Annotated in this window: 26 protein-coding genes; 21 read left to right on the top strand and 5 right to left on the bottom strand. The window is 39.4% G+C overall.

The features are described 5' to 3' along the window. Nucleotides 1-304: 304 nt before the first annotated feature. The 3 genes from B9Z54_RS08600 (at nt 305) to B9Z54_RS08585 (ending at nt 1,345) form a co-directional block, all read left to right on the top strand. The gene (locus tag B9Z54_RS08600; RefSeq protein ID WP_113927999.1) at nt 305-547 is read left to right on the top strand and encodes a hypothetical protein; all 243 of its coding nucleotides are present in this window, start codon (nt 305-307) and stop codon (nt 545-547) included. An 18-nt stretch (nt 548-565) separates the two neighbouring features. Then, the gene (locus B9Z54_RS08595) at nt 566-817 is read left to right on the top strand and encodes a hypothetical protein (protein WP_113927998.1); all 252 of its coding nucleotides are present in this window, start codon (nt 566-568) and stop codon (nt 815-817) included. 321 nt (nt 818-1,138) lie between these two features. Next, nucleotides 1,139-1,345 carry a hypothetical protein gene (locus B9Z54_RS08585; RefSeq protein ID WP_113927997.1) on the top strand — a complete coding sequence of 69 codons (207 nt, stop codon included), beginning with the start codon at nt 1,139-1,141 and terminating at the stop codon, nt 1,343-1,345. On the opposite strand, the gene B9Z54_RS08580 is transcribed toward B9Z54_RS08585, so the two are convergent. Next, the gene (locus B9Z54_RS08580) at nt 1,338-1,565 is read right to left on the bottom strand and encodes a hypothetical protein (RefSeq protein WP_113927996.1); all 228 of its coding nucleotides are present in this window, start codon (nt 1,563-1,565) and stop codon (nt 1,338-1,340) included. The genes B9Z54_RS08585 and B9Z54_RS08580 overlap by 8 nt on opposite strands. A gap of 78 nt (nt 1,566-1,643) precedes the next feature. Between B9Z54_RS08580 and B9Z54_RS08575 the strand changes: the two genes are divergently transcribed. From B9Z54_RS08575 to B9Z54_RS08535, 10 genes are all read left to right on the top strand, one after another. Then, nucleotides 1,644-2,330, top strand: coding sequence for a hypothetical protein (locus B9Z54_RS08575; RefSeq protein WP_240189848.1), 687 nt, complete (start codon nt 1,644-1,646; stop codon nt 2,328-2,330). Between the two features lie 119 nt (nt 2,331-2,449). Beyond that, nucleotides 2,450-2,878, top strand: a complete 429-nt coding sequence (locus tag B9Z54_RS08570) for a DUF2500 domain-containing protein (protein ID WP_113927995.1) — start codon at nt 2,450-2,452, stop codon at nt 2,876-2,878. Nucleotides 2,879-3,180: 302 nt separating this feature from the next. Next, complete coding sequence (locus B9Z54_RS08565) at nt 3,181-3,600, top strand: universal stress protein (RefSeq protein WP_113927994.1); 420 nt, start codon at nt 3,181-3,183, stop codon at nt 3,598-3,600. 209 nt (nt 3,601-3,809) lie between these two features. Next, complete coding sequence (locus B9Z54_RS08560; RefSeq protein ID WP_113927993.1) at nt 3,810-3,989, top strand: hypothetical protein; 180 nt, start codon at nt 3,810-3,812, stop codon at nt 3,987-3,989. Nucleotides 3,990-4,229: 240 nt separating this feature from the next. After that, a complete protein-coding gene (locus B9Z54_RS08555) occupies nt 4,230-4,838 on the top strand; it encodes a hypothetical protein (protein WP_113927992.1) in 609 nt (202 codons plus the stop codon). Continuing rightward, on the top strand, nt 4,811-5,128 hold the full coding sequence (locus B9Z54_RS26660; protein WP_113927991.1) for a GNAT family N-acetyltransferase: 318 nt from the start codon (nt 4,811-4,813) through the stop codon (nt 5,126-5,128). The genes B9Z54_RS08555 and B9Z54_RS26660 overlap by 28 nt, the downstream gene beginning before the upstream one ends. A gap of 74 nt (nt 5,129-5,202) precedes the next feature. Next, nucleotides 5,203-5,367 (top strand): hypothetical protein, encoded by a 165-nt coding sequence (locus B9Z54_RS24760; protein WP_162785140.1) that lies wholly within the window; start codon nt 5,203-5,205, stop codon nt 5,365-5,367. A 239-nt stretch (nt 5,368-5,606) separates the two neighbouring features. Next, a complete protein-coding gene (locus B9Z54_RS08545) occupies nt 5,607-6,767 on the top strand; it encodes an FtsW/RodA/SpoVE family cell cycle protein (RefSeq protein ID WP_162785139.1) in 1,161 nt (386 codons plus the stop codon). A gap of 188 nt (nt 6,768-6,955) precedes the next feature. Beyond that, entirely contained in the window at nt 6,956-7,180 is a 225-nt protein-coding gene (locus B9Z54_RS08540; protein ID WP_113927989.1) for a helix-turn-helix transcriptional regulator, read from the top strand. Next, a complete protein-coding gene (locus B9Z54_RS08535; protein ID WP_113927988.1) occupies nt 7,170-7,580 on the top strand; it encodes a hypothetical protein in 411 nt (136 codons plus the stop codon). The genes B9Z54_RS08540 and B9Z54_RS08535 overlap by 11 nt, the downstream gene beginning before the upstream one ends. A gap of 278 nt (nt 7,581-7,858) precedes the next feature. Here B9Z54_RS08535 and B9Z54_RS08530 read toward each other — a convergent pair whose 3' ends face one another. Both B9Z54_RS08530 and B9Z54_RS08525 read right to left on the bottom strand, forming a co-directional pair. Further along, entirely contained in the window at nt 7,859-8,341 is a 483-nt protein-coding gene (locus tag B9Z54_RS08530) for a hypothetical protein (protein ID WP_113927987.1), read from the bottom strand. Then, the gene (locus B9Z54_RS08525) at nt 8,338-8,547 is read right to left on the bottom strand and encodes a helix-turn-helix transcriptional regulator (RefSeq protein WP_113928131.1); all 210 of its coding nucleotides are present in this window, start codon (nt 8,545-8,547) and stop codon (nt 8,338-8,340) included. Before B9Z54_RS08525 ends, B9Z54_RS08530 begins: the two co-directional genes overlap by 4 nt. Before the next feature lie 952 nt (nt 8,548-9,499). Between B9Z54_RS08525 and B9Z54_RS08520 the strand changes: the two genes are divergently transcribed. The 5 genes from B9Z54_RS08520 to B9Z54_RS08500 all read left to right on the top strand — a co-directional run bounded on the left by B9Z54_RS08520 (nt 9,500) and on the right by B9Z54_RS08500 (nt 12,088). Further along, nucleotides 9,500-10,108 carry a hypothetical protein gene (locus B9Z54_RS08520; RefSeq protein ID WP_113927986.1) on the top strand — a complete coding sequence of 203 codons (609 nt, stop codon included), beginning with the start codon at nt 9,500-9,502 and terminating at the stop codon, nt 10,106-10,108. A gap of 76 nt (nt 10,109-10,184) precedes the next feature. Further along, nucleotides 10,185-10,451 carry a hypothetical protein gene (locus tag B9Z54_RS08515; protein WP_113927985.1) on the top strand — a complete coding sequence of 89 codons (267 nt, stop codon included), beginning with the start codon at nt 10,185-10,187 and terminating at the stop codon, nt 10,449-10,451. 64 nt (nt 10,452-10,515) lie between these two features. Continuing rightward, on the top strand, nt 10,516-10,833 hold the full coding sequence (locus B9Z54_RS08510; protein ID WP_113927984.1) for a hypothetical protein: 318 nt from the start codon (nt 10,516-10,518) through the stop codon (nt 10,831-10,833). A 292-nt stretch (nt 10,834-11,125) separates the two neighbouring features. Beyond that, complete coding sequence (locus B9Z54_RS08505) at nt 11,126-11,779, top strand: hypothetical protein (RefSeq protein ID WP_113927983.1); 654 nt, start codon at nt 11,126-11,128, stop codon at nt 11,777-11,779. A gap of 45 nt (nt 11,780-11,824) precedes the next feature. Next, nucleotides 11,825-12,088: a hypothetical protein gene (locus tag B9Z54_RS08500; protein WP_113928130.1), complete on the top strand. Its 264-nt coding sequence runs from the start codon at nt 11,825-11,827 to the stop codon at nt 12,086-12,088. 34 nt (nt 12,089-12,122) lie between these two features. On the opposite strand, the gene B9Z54_RS08495 is transcribed toward B9Z54_RS08500, so the two are convergent. After that, on the bottom strand, nt 12,123-12,305 hold the full coding sequence (locus B9Z54_RS08495; RefSeq protein WP_113928129.1) for a DUF4083 family protein: 183 nt from the start codon (nt 12,303-12,305) through the stop codon (nt 12,123-12,125). An 82-nt stretch (nt 12,306-12,387) separates the two neighbouring features. Between B9Z54_RS08495 and B9Z54_RS08490 the strand changes: the two genes are divergently transcribed. Beyond that, nucleotides 12,388-12,606: a hypothetical protein gene (locus tag B9Z54_RS08490; protein ID WP_162785138.1), complete on the top strand. Its 219-nt coding sequence runs from the start codon at nt 12,388-12,390 to the stop codon at nt 12,604-12,606. Between the two features lie 192 nt (nt 12,607-12,798). Next, entirely contained in the window at nt 12,799-13,512 is a 714-nt protein-coding gene (locus B9Z54_RS08485; RefSeq protein ID WP_345840708.1) for a class I SAM-dependent methyltransferase, read from the top strand. On the opposite strand, the gene B9Z54_RS08480 is transcribed toward B9Z54_RS08485, so the two are convergent. Further along, nucleotides 13,455-14,078, bottom strand: coding sequence for an ABC transporter permease subunit (locus tag B9Z54_RS08480; protein ID WP_113927980.1), 624 nt, complete (start codon nt 14,076-14,078; stop codon nt 13,455-13,457). The two genes, B9Z54_RS08485 and B9Z54_RS08480, sit on opposite strands and share 58 nt — an antisense overlap. A gap of 234 nt (nt 14,079-14,312) precedes the next feature. Between B9Z54_RS08480 and B9Z54_RS08475 the strand changes: the two genes are divergently transcribed. Beyond that, entirely contained in the window at nt 14,313-14,909 is a 597-nt protein-coding gene (locus B9Z54_RS08475; RefSeq protein WP_113927979.1) for a histidine phosphatase family protein, read from the top strand. Nucleotides 14,910-15,013: the final 104 nt, after the last annotated feature.

Raw genomic sequence — 15,013 nt, 5'->3', positions numbered from 1 at the left:
TAGGCTCTTTTCGTAAACTTTGTGGCTATTTGATATTAATTGCGAAAGATAGAACCGTAATTAACCCGGAAAATCCTTTTAAATAAGAGAGAAAAGAGCTTCTCTCTTCGTTTAGAGCGAAAAGGCCTAGTATCCAGGGAAAAATCCGGCTTTTGGGATTTTTCCGAATGCAACAATGTATGCGAAATTAGCCATCCATTAAGGGAGGTTAGTTCAACTTGTCCGGTCACCAGCCATTCCTGTCACATTACATTGAAACAAACATATACATACAGTAACCATCCAAGGATTGGGGGAGAAAATCATGCCTGTTTGTGTCGTGTTTAATCAGATTAATGTGCTGAGCATGTCCTCAAATTCCATCGTGGCTTCAGGACAGAACAGCCAGCCAGATTGGAACTCGCAAGGAAAAATGAATGCCGGGATCGGAAATTATGTGAATTCAGTTGTCTTCGGCTGTTCCAGTGTGATTAATGATCCAGATTTTGTGGATACACCTATTGCTCAGCCTGAAGGAATAAACCTGCAGCCGACCTCTCAAATATAAGAAAAGAAGTGTAACCACATGAAAGCCATCAATATACAATTCAGTAATATTACAATCTCTTCTGTTTCTTCTAATTCCGGTATTTTTACCGGTGAAAATACTCAGACCAATTGGCAGGTGAACAGGAAAAATAATTTTGGATTCGGCAAAATCGCCGGATATCAAAATACTTCCTCCAATATTGTCACCGTCATAAACGATAATGATCTTATTGATTCTGATTTTACACAGTACCAGGAAGCTGCGAACCAACCCGTCAGTCAAAGTTAAGAACAAAAGCGGAAGCGCCTTGGTCAACCCCGACAGGCAAATGTTACAAAGAGAAAAAAGGCGGTCTTTCCTTTTATTCTCTTTGGGTTATTTGACCCCGAGGGGCTAGGCGCTGCAGCTGGACGAAACAAAAGCGGAAGCGCTTTGGTCAGCCCCGACAGGCAAGCTTTCCAAAGACAACCACAGCTGTCCTGCTCCAGTTTTTTTGGAGTAGGATTATTTTATTTCCAGATTTCCTTTCTCTTTGAGTGGAAAGGGCATACTTCTTTAAAAATGAAATATCTATAACATAAAGGACAGAAGTATCGAGGGGGATGCAAAATGGCTAAAATCCGTTTTGAGAGGCTGAAGATTGACAGAGTCATCAATGGATCGGGCGTTTTTTATGGAGAAAACCTTCAATACAAATGGATTAAAAGCTCAGGGAAAGCGGAAGGGTTAGGGAATGTTAAGGGAAACGGCAACACATTGTCCAGTAATAGCTCACTCGTATTCAAGGAAGAAAATCAAACCGGCCACTCTACTTAAGATTTACTTTATTATTTCCATCTTCTTTTAGGACAAGGTATGCACTCGAAGAATGATCATTCTTTCTACCATAAATGCCGCCAAAACCGGAACGGCTTATTTCAACTGAACGCCAATTCAGATGCCGGTTTCTTCCGATGAAGATTCCTGAGTTATTCTCAATCGTACGAACATCGAGGGAGTCAAAGTGAATGGCTGGACTGTTTGAAAATACGTTCATATCTGCCTCCTTAAACAATAAAGTGAATTCCCCTTATAGTATGCAGGAGGGGGTGGCGAGTGCAAATTCATATAAAGGATGAAACGTATGACTTCTAAAGAGGATGCAATTTTATCATCATTGCAGGACCTTCACAAGAGGCTGGATCGTTTAGAAAAAGCCATTGAGAGTAATAAAAAAACGGTCCATTTGGAGATTGAAAGAATTGAAACACTGAACTTGGAAAAAATGATCTACCAGCTGGATACAATCGATATCAAAGAGTTGAGCGGATCATTAAATATTGGTAATACGTTTGAACAGAAACCTGAACCTATAGGGACGAACCGCATCAAATCCCCCAAGGATACAGCCAGCGTCCATCCAAAAGAGGACATCCTCATCAAAATCAATGGCAAAGAGATCCCGTATTTTCTTGAAGGAGAAAAATCCATAGAACCATCAACAAACACTGTTCCTCCGCCAACAGATTTTACTTTTAGAGACATTCACATCGGCACAATTGAAGATGCCTCTGCTGTCAATTTCGGCTACAATTTCCCCACTAATTTCAGAAGCAATAAAAAACACAACCAGGGCCTTGGGAATATCATCGGAAACAACAATGATATCCATGATTTAAAATCGTACATGAAAGAGAAGAATGCCAGGGAAATCTACAATGAAAATCAGGACGATCAGCAGCCAGCATGGGTTGATGCTCTTGAAAAGAAGGAAAACGGTTTTGATCAGGAAAGTGACGATTCCTATGAAAGCAACGAGTAGATTTTTATTTATCTATGGCATGGTGAATCCAACTAAGCTAAAGAAAAAAGCCCTAAATTGAAACCAATTTTAACTTTCACTCGTAGAAAGAAATTATAGGTATAGAAAGGAGTGTTATCATGTCTGATCCAGTTGCTGGGGGAGACATCATGTTCCAAATTGTCCCTGTATTTATTGGGATCATTTTTGTTGTAACTATTGGCGGTATCTTATTTACGGCTATCAAAGGAATTGGTCAGTGGAATAAAAATGAACAGTCACCCAGACTAAACGTGCAGGCTGTTGTGAAATCGAAACGTACCGATGTTACCAGAAGATCCAGTGTTCATTCTAACCAGGATGTTCATCACCATCATTCCTCCAGTTCTCATACTAAATATTTTGTAACTTTTGAGTTTGAAAGCGGTGACCGGAGCGAGTTCAACGTATCGGGAAAAGAATACGGCCAGCTGTCTGAAGAAGATTATGGGAAGCTGACCTTTCAAGGCACCCGTTATTTAGGGTTTGAGACGGATAGAGGGATGAAAGGTCATGGTGGAGGTTTTTAATAAAATTTAATTGAGTATTTGCGAACTACTCTACATATGAATGCTTGCTATGAGGTTTACTCTTTAACTAGGGTAAACCTTTTATGTTTTGTGAAATTGTTTCCATGAAAAATTCTATGAAGCAATTCAATAGATCAGCAGAGCCGGGCAGTGCTGATCTGAATTATAGAATAGCCTGTTTATGCGGATTTTTTGAGGTTATTCATAGGTATTCCTGTGAATGTAAAAGGATTAATGAAAAAAGTACAGAATTAGTTAAGAACCTGGCGAACAAACTTGGATCACATTGAGGGGGAATAAGAGTGTACAAAAAAATCTTACTCGCATCGGATGGCTCAGAGCATTCAAAACGCGCTGCGGAAAACGCCGTACACATTGCCAAATGCAGTGAGGGGTCAACGGTAGAAGTGGTATATGTCGTGGACCACGACCGGGCAAAGTCAGATGTTCTTTCTAATTGGAATACAAGCAATATTGGTGATACCCGGATTGAACGCATGAGGGATGTGGAAAAGCTTGCGAAAGAGAAGGGAGTCTCCTATACACTGACCATCCTGCACGGAGAACCTGGTCCGGAAATTGTGGATTATATCAATAATAATGGAATTGACATTGCGATTATTGGGAGCCGCGGGTTGAACGGACTGCAGGAATTTGTATTGGGAAGTGTCAGCCATAAGGTTGCCAAACGAGCAGAATGTCCGGTATTGATTGTGAAATAAGGAAGTGGCTGTTCCGCGAATGAGGGAGCAGCCTTTTGGCTTACTGGGACATGTATTATTTTTCAGGAGAAATGAAACCTTTTAAAGAACTATCCGTAAAACTGGTATAGGATAAGAGTGCACCTTAATGCTAAGTATAGTGTTTCATACTTTGAGAAGCATTACTGAGAAAGGATAGAAAAATTCACAGTATTAAGGAGTTTTTGCTAATGAATAGAACCACTTTTTCAGTAGTCATCATCATTTTATTATTCAATGCGGCTAGATACTCTTCATATCTGTTAGGTGGAAGCAGTTCGATTTATTATTTATCGATGTTTTTACTTAACATTGCGGGACTGATCACCATTGTTTTAAGTAGGCGTTTTACCTTTGAAGGACATGAATAATCTAAAATCAGCGGAATTTCTCCGCTGATTTCTTGAAATTTTTCAAAGTGGATTAATTGCTGATGAAATCAATCAGTGAGCCTTTTATACCGAGGCCGGTAAGAGAGGTTTCGAGCAGCAAGTCAACCACCAGTGGGTGATTTTGATTGTAAACTGCGGTATTGAGTAAGCCATTGCTCATAGTACCCTTTTTGAATAATTGGTAGTAAGAACGCGATAAATGAAAGTAGAGGGCTGACCATGTCAATTACATATAGAAAATACCAAGATATCAATGACTTTCAAAGAATCTTAACTTTTTTGGAGGGGACTTATGAAACTTATGGAACAAGATTTGATAATAATATAACCTTATTTGAATTTCAAACTGCCCTTTCAAGGGGCTTGGCAGAACCGGTGAAAAGTATAGACGAAGCATTGAAGGATGTTCTGCTGTGGTTTAATGGGGAACAGTTAGTAGGCTTGCTCGAGGAAGATGCCTTTTGTCTTGCGCCTGGGTACAGGTATATTTTTAAAGATATGGTTGTAGCAGGGGAACAGCAATCTATCGATGGCTGCGGTTATAGAGTATGGGAAGTGTATGAGAATGATAGTGATTTTGAGGAATTTCTAGTGAACATGGAGTATGTGAAATCGGAGGAGTACTGGATAAGAAGAGATTTTGAATTTTCTGGTACAGTTACTCCGGAGATTCCTCTGCCTTCGGATTTTTTTATCAGATCTGTTCCGGAGTTGAACAATCCTATACAGGTCTATAAAGCTTATAAACTTTGCTATGGCTTAGAGTTCAATGAGGAGATATTTAATAGAATGTATGAAACATCCACATATCGCCCCAGCTGGATTTAGTTGTCATTGGGCCCCGTGAAAAAGTAGCAGCTCTCTGCAGCGGACGGTACGATGAGAAAAACAAATTAGCTACCATAGAGGCCGTCTCCTGTTTTCATGAGTTCAGGAAAAAAGGCATCAGTAAAGCGCTATTAGTTTCTTTCTTAAAGGCGGCAAAAGATTTAGGAGCTAATAAAGCAACTGTTTACACAGCCATGGCGGAAAATCACCCTGCTCCCAATAGACTGTACGAATCCGCCGGTTTTCGCTTAGTGGGAAGAAGATTTGTTTGGAAGAAGGCTAAAGAATAGGCTGATTTTATGAAGATGTGTGCTCATAATGCCGCTGCACCAGAACAATAATGAACATAAGGAGAGTGGAGTAAATGACAGCATGGTATATCTTTATAACCTTGTTAGTTGCAGGTGCAATCGTTGAAATAACTGGGATCAGGTTCATTAAGAATGACCGAAGCAAGTCGAAGTTTTCAATTCTTGTTTGGTCTTCCATAATGTTGATTTTTCTTATGCTGTGGGTTGCGGGGTATTAAACTGCTAATTATTTGAATGAAGAGTATTTATAACAGAGAGAAAAAAAATTAGAAACAAGCGAAAACCGGGAAAGAGGAAGTGTTCCGGTTTTTTGGGGTTTCACTTGAATTTGACGTTCTGTCCTTTCTGTTACAATTGTGAAATTCGTCGAAACTTCTTGCTGTTCTTCTTCGTCTAATAAAGTAGAAGTAAATAAATGACTTCTAAGTGTTCATCTATTAAGGAGATTAATGCTATCATGGAAAACCGCAATTATAAGAATATTGATTTGGATTTGCTGTTTTTAATCATGCTTTTTATGATTATCAGTTGTGCGTCTATATACAGTTCGCAAAAATATCTTCCCTACGGAGACAATTTTGCAATCAAACAAGCAATCTGGTTTTTTGCTGGACTAATAGTTACCTCCATAGTCTACCTGTTTGATTTTGAACAGCTTCGGAAGCTTTCTCCATACTTGTACTTTTTAGGAGTTCTTTCCTTGTTTGTCCTCATGATTTCGCCGGAAACCATTGCTCCTGAAATCAAAGGGACTAAAGCCTGGTTCTCCATTCCCGGATTTTCACTTCAGCCGTCCGAGTTTATGAAAGTGTTCCTGATCTTATTTCTAGCCTCCGTCATCAGCAGGCATAATGAAAATCGAGACATGAGAACGTTAAAATCGGATTTTCTCCTGATTCTAAAGACGTTTGGCATCACACTGGTCCCGCTGGCCTTAATCCTGATACAGCCGGATGCCGGAACAGGCATGGTCGTCATGTGTATTGCAGCTGGGATGCTGTTCCTTTCGGGGATAGACTGGAAGCTGGTTACCCTGCTGATTGCGGTCACTGTTCTGATGCTTTCCGGATTGGTTTATATCTACATCTATAATTCAGATTTCTTATTACAGGTCCTCGATGACTATCAGATGAATAGAATCCATTCCTGGCTGGACCCATTTGGGTTCGGGCATGGAATTGGCTATCAGCTGAAACAATCAATCCTTGCAACAGGGTCGGGCACCTTCTTTGGAAAAGGGTTTAATGAAGGGCAGGTCATTGTACCGGAAGCCCACTCTGACTTCATCTTCACCGTAATTGGAGAAGAATTTGGATTCATTGGGGGATCCGTCGTTCTGAGCCTGTATTTCCTGCTCATCTTTAAGATTGTCTCGGTAGCTCTGAGGAATAAAGGAGAGTTCGAAAGCCTGATTGTTTCCGGAGTGGTTGCCATGCTGACCTTCCATATCTTTGAGAATGTTGGAATGGTCATTGGGCTGGTGCCAATTACGGGAATACCTCTGCCACTGCTCAGCTATGGGGGAAGCTCCGTTCTCGGAACCTTGCTCGCCCTCAGCCTGGTGAATAATATTTCAGCAAAAACGAAAGAATATATGTTCAGCAGCCGGGAGGGATAGGGAAAAGACGGAATTCAATACTCTGGTAAAATAAGATGCTTGAGTACTTCCGGCCGATGAAACAAACAATCCTATGTTAGGAAAATAAAAATTTTAGTAAGCAGGTATGTAAAGATATCTTTACACACCTGCTTATTTCTTTTATACTATATGTAAAGATATCTTTACTTCCTATTGGAGGGCTAAGCATGAAAGTGATCAACCATATAAAAGAAATTCGGTTGAAGAAGGGGGTAACGCAGGTTAAAATGGCCGAGGATTTACAAATCACCCGGCAAACGGTAAATGCGATTGAAAAGAATAAATATAATCCAAGTCTGGAATTGGCGCTGAAATTAATACAGTACTTTAATGTACCCATTGAGGAAATGTTTTATCTTGAGGAAACAAGGGGGAAGAAGGATGAAAAATAAAAAGGCATTAATACTGGCCTGGATTTTTATAATGATGTGTATTATGGCTGGCGGCTTTTTAGGGATATTTATAATTGGTAAACAAACAGGAGAGTATGATTACTCTCTGGCTTATTCAGTCGTTGGAGGAACAGCGGGCGGCTTTCTAATCTTTTTGCTATATACCAAGTTAATGAAAAAGCACAGACGAAACGTTCCTAGTTTTGATGAAAGAAGTTTAATTCTGATGCAGCGGTACTTAATGGTTGTACTTTATGCTCTCCTTATCGGAAGCGGTGCAGTGCTTATATTACTCTATTCGATGGGCGTTCAAATGATTGAAACGGGCATGTTGATTGTTTGTTTAATGGGCGTCTATATAGTGATTGGTGTGGGGGCGTTCATCACTAAACGCTTGTAAGTGTTTTGAAAAGCTGTTTTCGCATATTTTGTTGCTTTCGGAAAAATCCCAAGAGCCGGATTTTTCCCAGGATACTAAATTTTCTCTCTTTCAACAGAGGGAGTAGCTCTTTTCTTCCTTGCTTAATGGGATGCTGCCGGCAAATAATGGCCTCACCCTAAGGAATTTTTATCAAAAAGCTTCAAAGTTTACGAAAAGAGCCTTTGAAAATGACAGAACCTGATGCAGGGGGCAGGGTGAGTGGCCCTTTATCAGGTTCTGTCATCCAGGTCTCCATTTTAGCGGGAATAAAGCACTTTAAATGAAATCAGATAGACAATCAGCCCTGCAATTGGGATAGATGCGGTTGTAAACATGGGATACCAGGCAAAATCAAGAAAGTAAGTCGGGATGAACATGTAGGAGCCCAGGATCAAAAACGAAAATAGTAACACAAATCCGAAAGCAAACCGTACGGCTCTCCCGGTGATTTCAACAGTTCTTTCATCAGAAGCATCATATTCCGGCAGTATATAATCCTCGACCTTGGCTTGTTTCTTTTTCTTCATGGAGAACATTTGTATTGCATTTAAGATAACCAAAATGGCCGTTAGAATCATAAAGATTTGTCCCATCAGATTATTAACGTTCGTTGAAAAACCGTCGATATAACCTCTTCCCAACAGCTCAAATTGCTGTTCGACCCATACCACATCGTACACCATTACGGCTAATGACACGAAAAGCAAAGACCTCAGTAAAACAATTAGATATAATTTCAATTTTCTTCCTCCCTTTTCGAAAAAATCACTTCTATTGGTTCATTGAAGACCTCCGCAATATTCATGGCAAGAAGCAAAGAAGGTATGTAACTCCCTTTCTCCAATGACACGATGGTTTGTCTCGTCACGCCAACTTTTTCGGCAAGCTGACCCTGAGTAAGATCAAACCGGGCTCTGAATTCTTTCACACGATTAACCAGCAATATCATCACTCCCATCTCTTCAGTGTCATTGTACAGTCTGCTTGTCATTTTGTAAAGTCAACTTGTCATATTGTCTGGTTTATTTTACAAAAAATACTTTAGAGCTACATTATTCTTTCTTTAGGGGAAGGGGATTTTAACTCGGTTATTTCGGATAGGGAGTCTTTTGTCAGATAAATGAAACTTTTTGGTGTGATTATTCGTCAATTAATAGATGGGAAGGGTATAGAAAACACCATAAAGACTGTTCATGTCTGTTTCATTAAAAAAGAAATAAGAACAATCAAGTGATTTCAAAGAACCTGTTTGGTGTCAAAAAAGTATTAAAATATCCTAATAAGAAAGAGTAGGGAACAACAGGTGCATGTTGCTTGCTTCTATTTAACTTTTTTCTTTATGGAGCTTAAAATTCTATGAACTTATGTTGAACGATACACGCCTTTTCATTAGAGGATTGGAGCGGAAGGTGTGGGATCTCCTGCGGGACTAGCGGGACAGATGAGACCCCGGAAGCGCAGCTGAGGAGGCTCAACTCCCGCTCCGCGGAGTCGTGCACCTGGAGCGGAAATCCATTCTTTTATACCAGTGTCAAACTTTATATAAACAACTTTTGTGATATCAGTCCTGTTTTTTTAGCCTACTCAAAGAAATAAGAAAAAAGAATTATCGCCAGGGTAATCTTACTTATAACCTCACCAGTATGTCTCTTGTTAACTGCCATTTCAATAAGTCCATTTGATGAGCATGGAATTGCAACACGATTTATCGGGGTATCATACACGTTCATTTACTTTCTGCACGCCCTTTACATACTGATAATGGGGTTACTAACGGATAAACTTTATTAATATCGATAAGAGAAGGGGCGCTTATCGGATTAAGGGAACTTTCCAAATGCCTTACCAGAGTGCAGAAATCCCGTCAGAAAAAGGGAATATAGAGAGGGGAGTTTGTTTTGAAAAAGGGTCATTTATTTAACGTCTTCCTGGCAGTCCTTATATGTGCGGGGTGTTCTGCCAATCTCGATTCTCCTACAATCTCCAAACATACAGATTCTGATTACGAAAAAACTTTTGATGAACTGGCAATAGGATTTGTATTTGATTTTGAGTTTCACTTACCAGAAGCAGATCAAAGGTGGGTGACACTTTGGGTGGAAAGCTATAGTAATGGAGAGAAGAATCCTGAGCCATTAACTCAATTATCATACGGAAACAGCCCTGTAGAAGTAGAAAAAGGGAATCTGGGGTTTGGGATGATCAATCCGGATGGGGAAAATGCAATGGTATTTCTTTATGGTCCAGGTGTAAAGTCAGCTCCGGAAAAAGTAGATAGAGATTTTAATCAAGGTATGATGTCATCCTGGGACTATGCGATTGGTGAAGAGGAAGTAAAGTTGCAGTTGGGAGAGACAAAGGTTCTGGCTGCCTATCGAGAGTCTTCAGGGCACTCAATGAGATCCATTGATTATCAAGATGAGGTGTCAGTTAACAGCATCATCAAAAAAGGAGAAACCGTCCTCTTGCTTAAAATTAAAGTTGAGGAAAAAGAATCGGATCTTTAATTGAATTTATGGAAGTTACCATTTATACATCGTCAATTTACAACAGAAAAGGGTGATAGACCTGAAAAGGAAAAACTTGAAAATAATTACAGACATATCATTTTGTATAGCCCTGGTTTCAATTGCCGTATTTATGCTTTCCATAATAACACCGCTTAAATTATTTGTCATCGTGCTTTATCTGACCATGTTTGGTATTCCACTCAGCATCCTTTCCTTGTTCAGCAGGGAAAAAATGATTAAGAGGCTGGTTGCGCTGGCAGGCAACCTTTTACCAGTCAGTCTTGTTGTCTATGCTTTGGTGATGGACTTCATGGACGAATTCACCAGAGGTGCTCCTTAGATTGGGTCTCGGTAATTAAAATAGGAAATTTTTAATTTAAAAAATGATAATGGGGGCTTATAACATGATCAGTCTGCTAAATGCGGGAAGCCTCATCCTCGGATGCCTAGCATGGATTCTTCCTATAGTCTATTTAATGGGTTATAAAAGTGATGATTTTAAAAAATGGGGAACAAATGCTGTTGTGAGTATCAGTGCCTGTGCAATGTCGCTGTGTTTCCAGATCATGTACCAAAATCACCTCGTAAAAATTCAGGATTGGTCTGCCATAATGGATACCAGCGGTTCATTGGTAAGTATTTCAGTTGTGCTGCTCCTAGTAACCATTGTGTTAAATCTCGCTGGATACTTTGTATACCGGATGCAAATGCGGCAGAACTGATCGGGGTCAGAAAAGGAGTGAAATTTGTTGACGGTACTGCGTTAAACTATACGTAGTATAGTGCTGATATTTGCAGCATACGGACTCCTTTACTGGAGATTACACCTATAACTCTATAAGGATACTGTTCGTAAGTCTATTAATGATAACATTAGGAATAGAGGAATATAAAAGAGATCTAAAAGTTTCCTTTTTGCTGCGGTATTTTTGTTTACTGGTTATGTATCCATTCAAGGATTTTATACTGCTTTGGGATAAGACTGAAAGAATTATTTAAAGGGAGGCGGACATCGTGGTAAAAAATAAGCTGGCACTCATAAGCTCGGCGGTCATTTTTTGTTTTTGTATGTTCTTATTTTTCCCCTTTCCTAATAACCAAATGCTCGAGGCACGCACCACTTTTATGTCCTTCCCGATCACAGAGGCAGATGGGTATAATCCCCTCGCCATAGTTGGATCTGTTTTATTCATCGTTGCTATGGTTTTACTAGTAAAGGGGCTGGAAAAATTTCGTTTTCGAGCAGTAGTAATTACCGCATTTGTTTATACAGTGATGCCGCTGCTTCTTGTTATTGTTTACCAGGAAACGTTCGCAAGGGGGATTGATGCCATCTCATACTACGGAAATGGCACCTGTGATTTTGAATCAGAGAGTGAGGAGACAATGAACGGTGAATGTAAGCTCAACTTACATAATCGCAGCGGCAGACCAGTGACCTTTGAAATAGAATTCTTAGATTCCTTTTACATGAAAAAGGATATCCGGTTGGTATCCTTGATGAATGTAAATGGGCCATATAGTATTACGCTGCAACCCAATAGTAAAGAGATAATCCAATTGGAAGAATTGCTTGATGTGTCTCATATTGAGAACCGTGTAGGTGGAGGTTCTTCGATGGACGTTCACTTTAAAATCAGCGACGGAAAAAAGACAAGGATCCTATAATTTGGAATTGAATGAAAGGAGTCGTTTCAAGTGGAGTACAATTTTATGGATTTTCTGATAGTATCAATTCTAATCTATTTGCTTGTCACAGTCATAAGGCTTGATGGCCGAGTTAGAGGGATGAAATATGTGATATACCAGCTTGCAGATAAGACAGGGGTTCCTGACAAACCAATCAATAAGGAATTGAGAGAGTTGATCAGCGAAGGCCAGGATGTGCAAGCCGTAAAAAAAGTCAGAGAAACCCTGGGTCTTTCATTAGTAGAAGCGAAACAGTATATTGACGCTTTAAAAAGCGGGGAGAAATAAAAGTGCTGTCCCGCTAATGTACCCATTGCTGCACTTACTTTGATTGTTTTTCAAGCAGCTCAATGACTCTATCTAATTTGTTATTTATATCTTCATTATAGTTATTATTCATGCTGCTGTTCACAAGCAATCTCCGAACAAAAAGGAAGAATGAGACAGCTCCGAGAATTAATAATAATAGAATGAAACCTGAAAAAATAAAATCTCCAAATAGCATCAAATCAATACATCTCCTTATCACTTTTGGATAATCATACCATAATTAATTATATTATATGAGTCTAAGAACGTAAGCTGTCTTGAAAAAAGAGCAGGGTGATACAATAAAATGCCTGCTTAAAGAGGAGGTAATTAAATTGAAGGCAATATTTTTGGTTGTTCTTGGAGTTATAACAGGATGGATTGTTTGGGGTTTGTTTACAGGTGATTTTGATCCTGTCATGGTTTTTATACTTGTACTGGGAATCTCGATAGGGTACGGGATAGGAAAAAAAGAAGGAGCTAAGTCTATGTCTTAAATCTTGGATCTATTACTAAACTTTGTTGCTATTTAATATGAATTTCGAAATTCACGGCATTATTATAAGTGAATTCACTTTTAGCAAGGAAGTTAAGAGGAATCTGAGGAATTTCTACTTACAATTGTTTATTCCTTTCTGCTGCAGTAAGAGTAAACTTATTAATGTAGATTGTAAGATAGAGAAAGAGGTGTGAATTTGAAAGAGAAAGTAAAGAAGTCTTTTAATGAGCTTGCAAGCGTATATGAAAATTCAATAGATACCCAGAGTATTTACAACAGTGAATATGAGAGACCTTCAATGTTGGCGCAAATTCCAGTCGATCTTAGAAATAGAAGGGTGCTGGATGCGGGGTGTGCTGCCGGCTGGTATACCCAGCAGTTGGTGAACCGCGGAGCAGATGTGGTTGCTGTTGACTTAAGTCCTGAAATGGCGGCTTCTGCTAAAAGGAGAGTGGGAGAAAAAGCCGAGGTACTGTGCTTGGATTTGGAAAAGCCATTGCCCTTCCCAGATGAATCCTTTGATTACATAATTAGTTCTTTAACTCTTCACTATCTTAAAGACTGGGATCATATCTTCGGTGAGGTACAAAGATTACTTAAAACAAAGGGGGGTTTCTTGTTCTCCATTCACCACCCTATGATGGACAGCACCATTCTTGAGAACACAGAATACTTTTCAACACAATTGATTATAGATATCTGGAATAAAGAGGGGAAAGATTTCGAAGTCGCATTTTACCGTAGACCGCTTCAAGAGATTGTGACGAAAACAGCCTCTTTTTTTATACTTAAAGAAATGATTGAACCCAGGCCGACGAACAATTTTAAAATTCAAGCACCTGAAAGCTATGAAAAGCTTATGAAAAGACCCAATTTCCTCATTATGAAAGCTATGAAGACTTGATAACACTCGTTAAATATCAACAAGAGGAAAGATTCCACTGTCCTTTTGCCTTTATTAACCTCTTCTCTGGACAATGGCCTCCGTCCGTATAAACCCTCATCTACAGATAGGGAAGTCACTTGATTGGACTCTATTTTTCTTCTGCTCCAGAACCTTTTTTTGTATGGTTTAGGCGGTGTCAAACCCTTATCAATTCCGGCTGCCATGCTGTTTATGGCCAGAATGGTTATCGTAAAGCAGGCTAGAGGTCCTGCTGCCAGCCACCATTGGTAATTGATCTGTTTGATATACATTCCCAGCAGGCCGGACCATTCATTGGCAATCGGCATAGGAGGGTCGCAGTAGATATCATAGCAGACGGAAGTTCCTCCAAAATAGATTTGAAAAATTCCCAAGTGTGCGATGACGAACAGCCTGGGCAGCAGGTGAGGAAGCAGGTGTTTTTTGAATATACGGAAAGGAGGAGCTCCCAGTGTTACAGCACGTTCGATAAATTCCTTTTTCATAATACCGTGTGCTTCATCTGCAATCATTAATTCTGTTGCAGTCGATTCATTCTCTTTCATTAATAGAATAAAGGATGGGATGATGTCCTTTTTTCGCTTTCTTTATCAGTTTTTTTCTAGAAAAAAACACCTTCCGGCAATTTCTTGGTCGTTTATCATTAGATAGAAAAAATGGTTAATTGGTTCAAAAAATTCAAAAAACTTTTTTCCTGTGTTAATGTTACTATGAAATTCCATAAGAATGGTATGTTATTTTATATTTATAAATTAATTAACATAAATGGAGGAGAGGAAATGAGGACCTTTATCTATATGGTCAGGCATGGAGATTCACCAAAGGAGGGTCATGAAAGGTTAAGAGGATTGACTGGAAAAGGGGAAGAAGATGTCCATAAAATAACGGAAGTATTAAAAGGAGAAGGCATACAAACAGTTGTTTCCAGTCCTTATAAACGCTCCGTTTTAACTGTTGAGCCAATTGGAAAATTAATAGAAAAAGAAGTGGTAGAATTTGAGGATCTTAAAGAAAGGGTTTTTACCGCCGATGACAAAAGGTTGGCGGACAAGGAGTTACTACCACTCTTAGAACAATCATTTTCAGAACCTGACTATGCATTGGATGGGGGAGAATCCAACGCTGACTGTCAACGAAGGGCAGTGAAGCAGTTAAGGGGGATATTGGTAACATATGCCGGACAAAGAATTGTCGTTGGTACTCATGGAGCAGTCATGACATTGATGATGGGTTATTTCAATCAAAAATTCTATAGTTTGGAATTCTTGAAAAGCACAACCAAACCGGATGTTTACCGGATGGAGTTTGATGGGGAGCGGCTGGTAGGGGTTGATCGAATGGCAGGAATACCTGATGGAGAAATACTTAAGCTCTGATAATTGGTTATATACACTATTAGAATTAATTTTTCTGTAGGGGCAAAGGTGAATAGTCAGAAATTGTCGAATGAAGAAAGGGAGAAAAATCCAACTGGAAATTT

The sequence above is a fragment of the Bacillus sp. P14.5 genome (genome assembly GCF_003316765.1).
Taxonomy (GTDB): Bacteria; Bacillota; Bacilli; order Bacillales; family Bacillaceae_B; genus Rossellomorea.
This window is presented reverse-complemented; position numbering and strand designations above follow the sequence as displayed.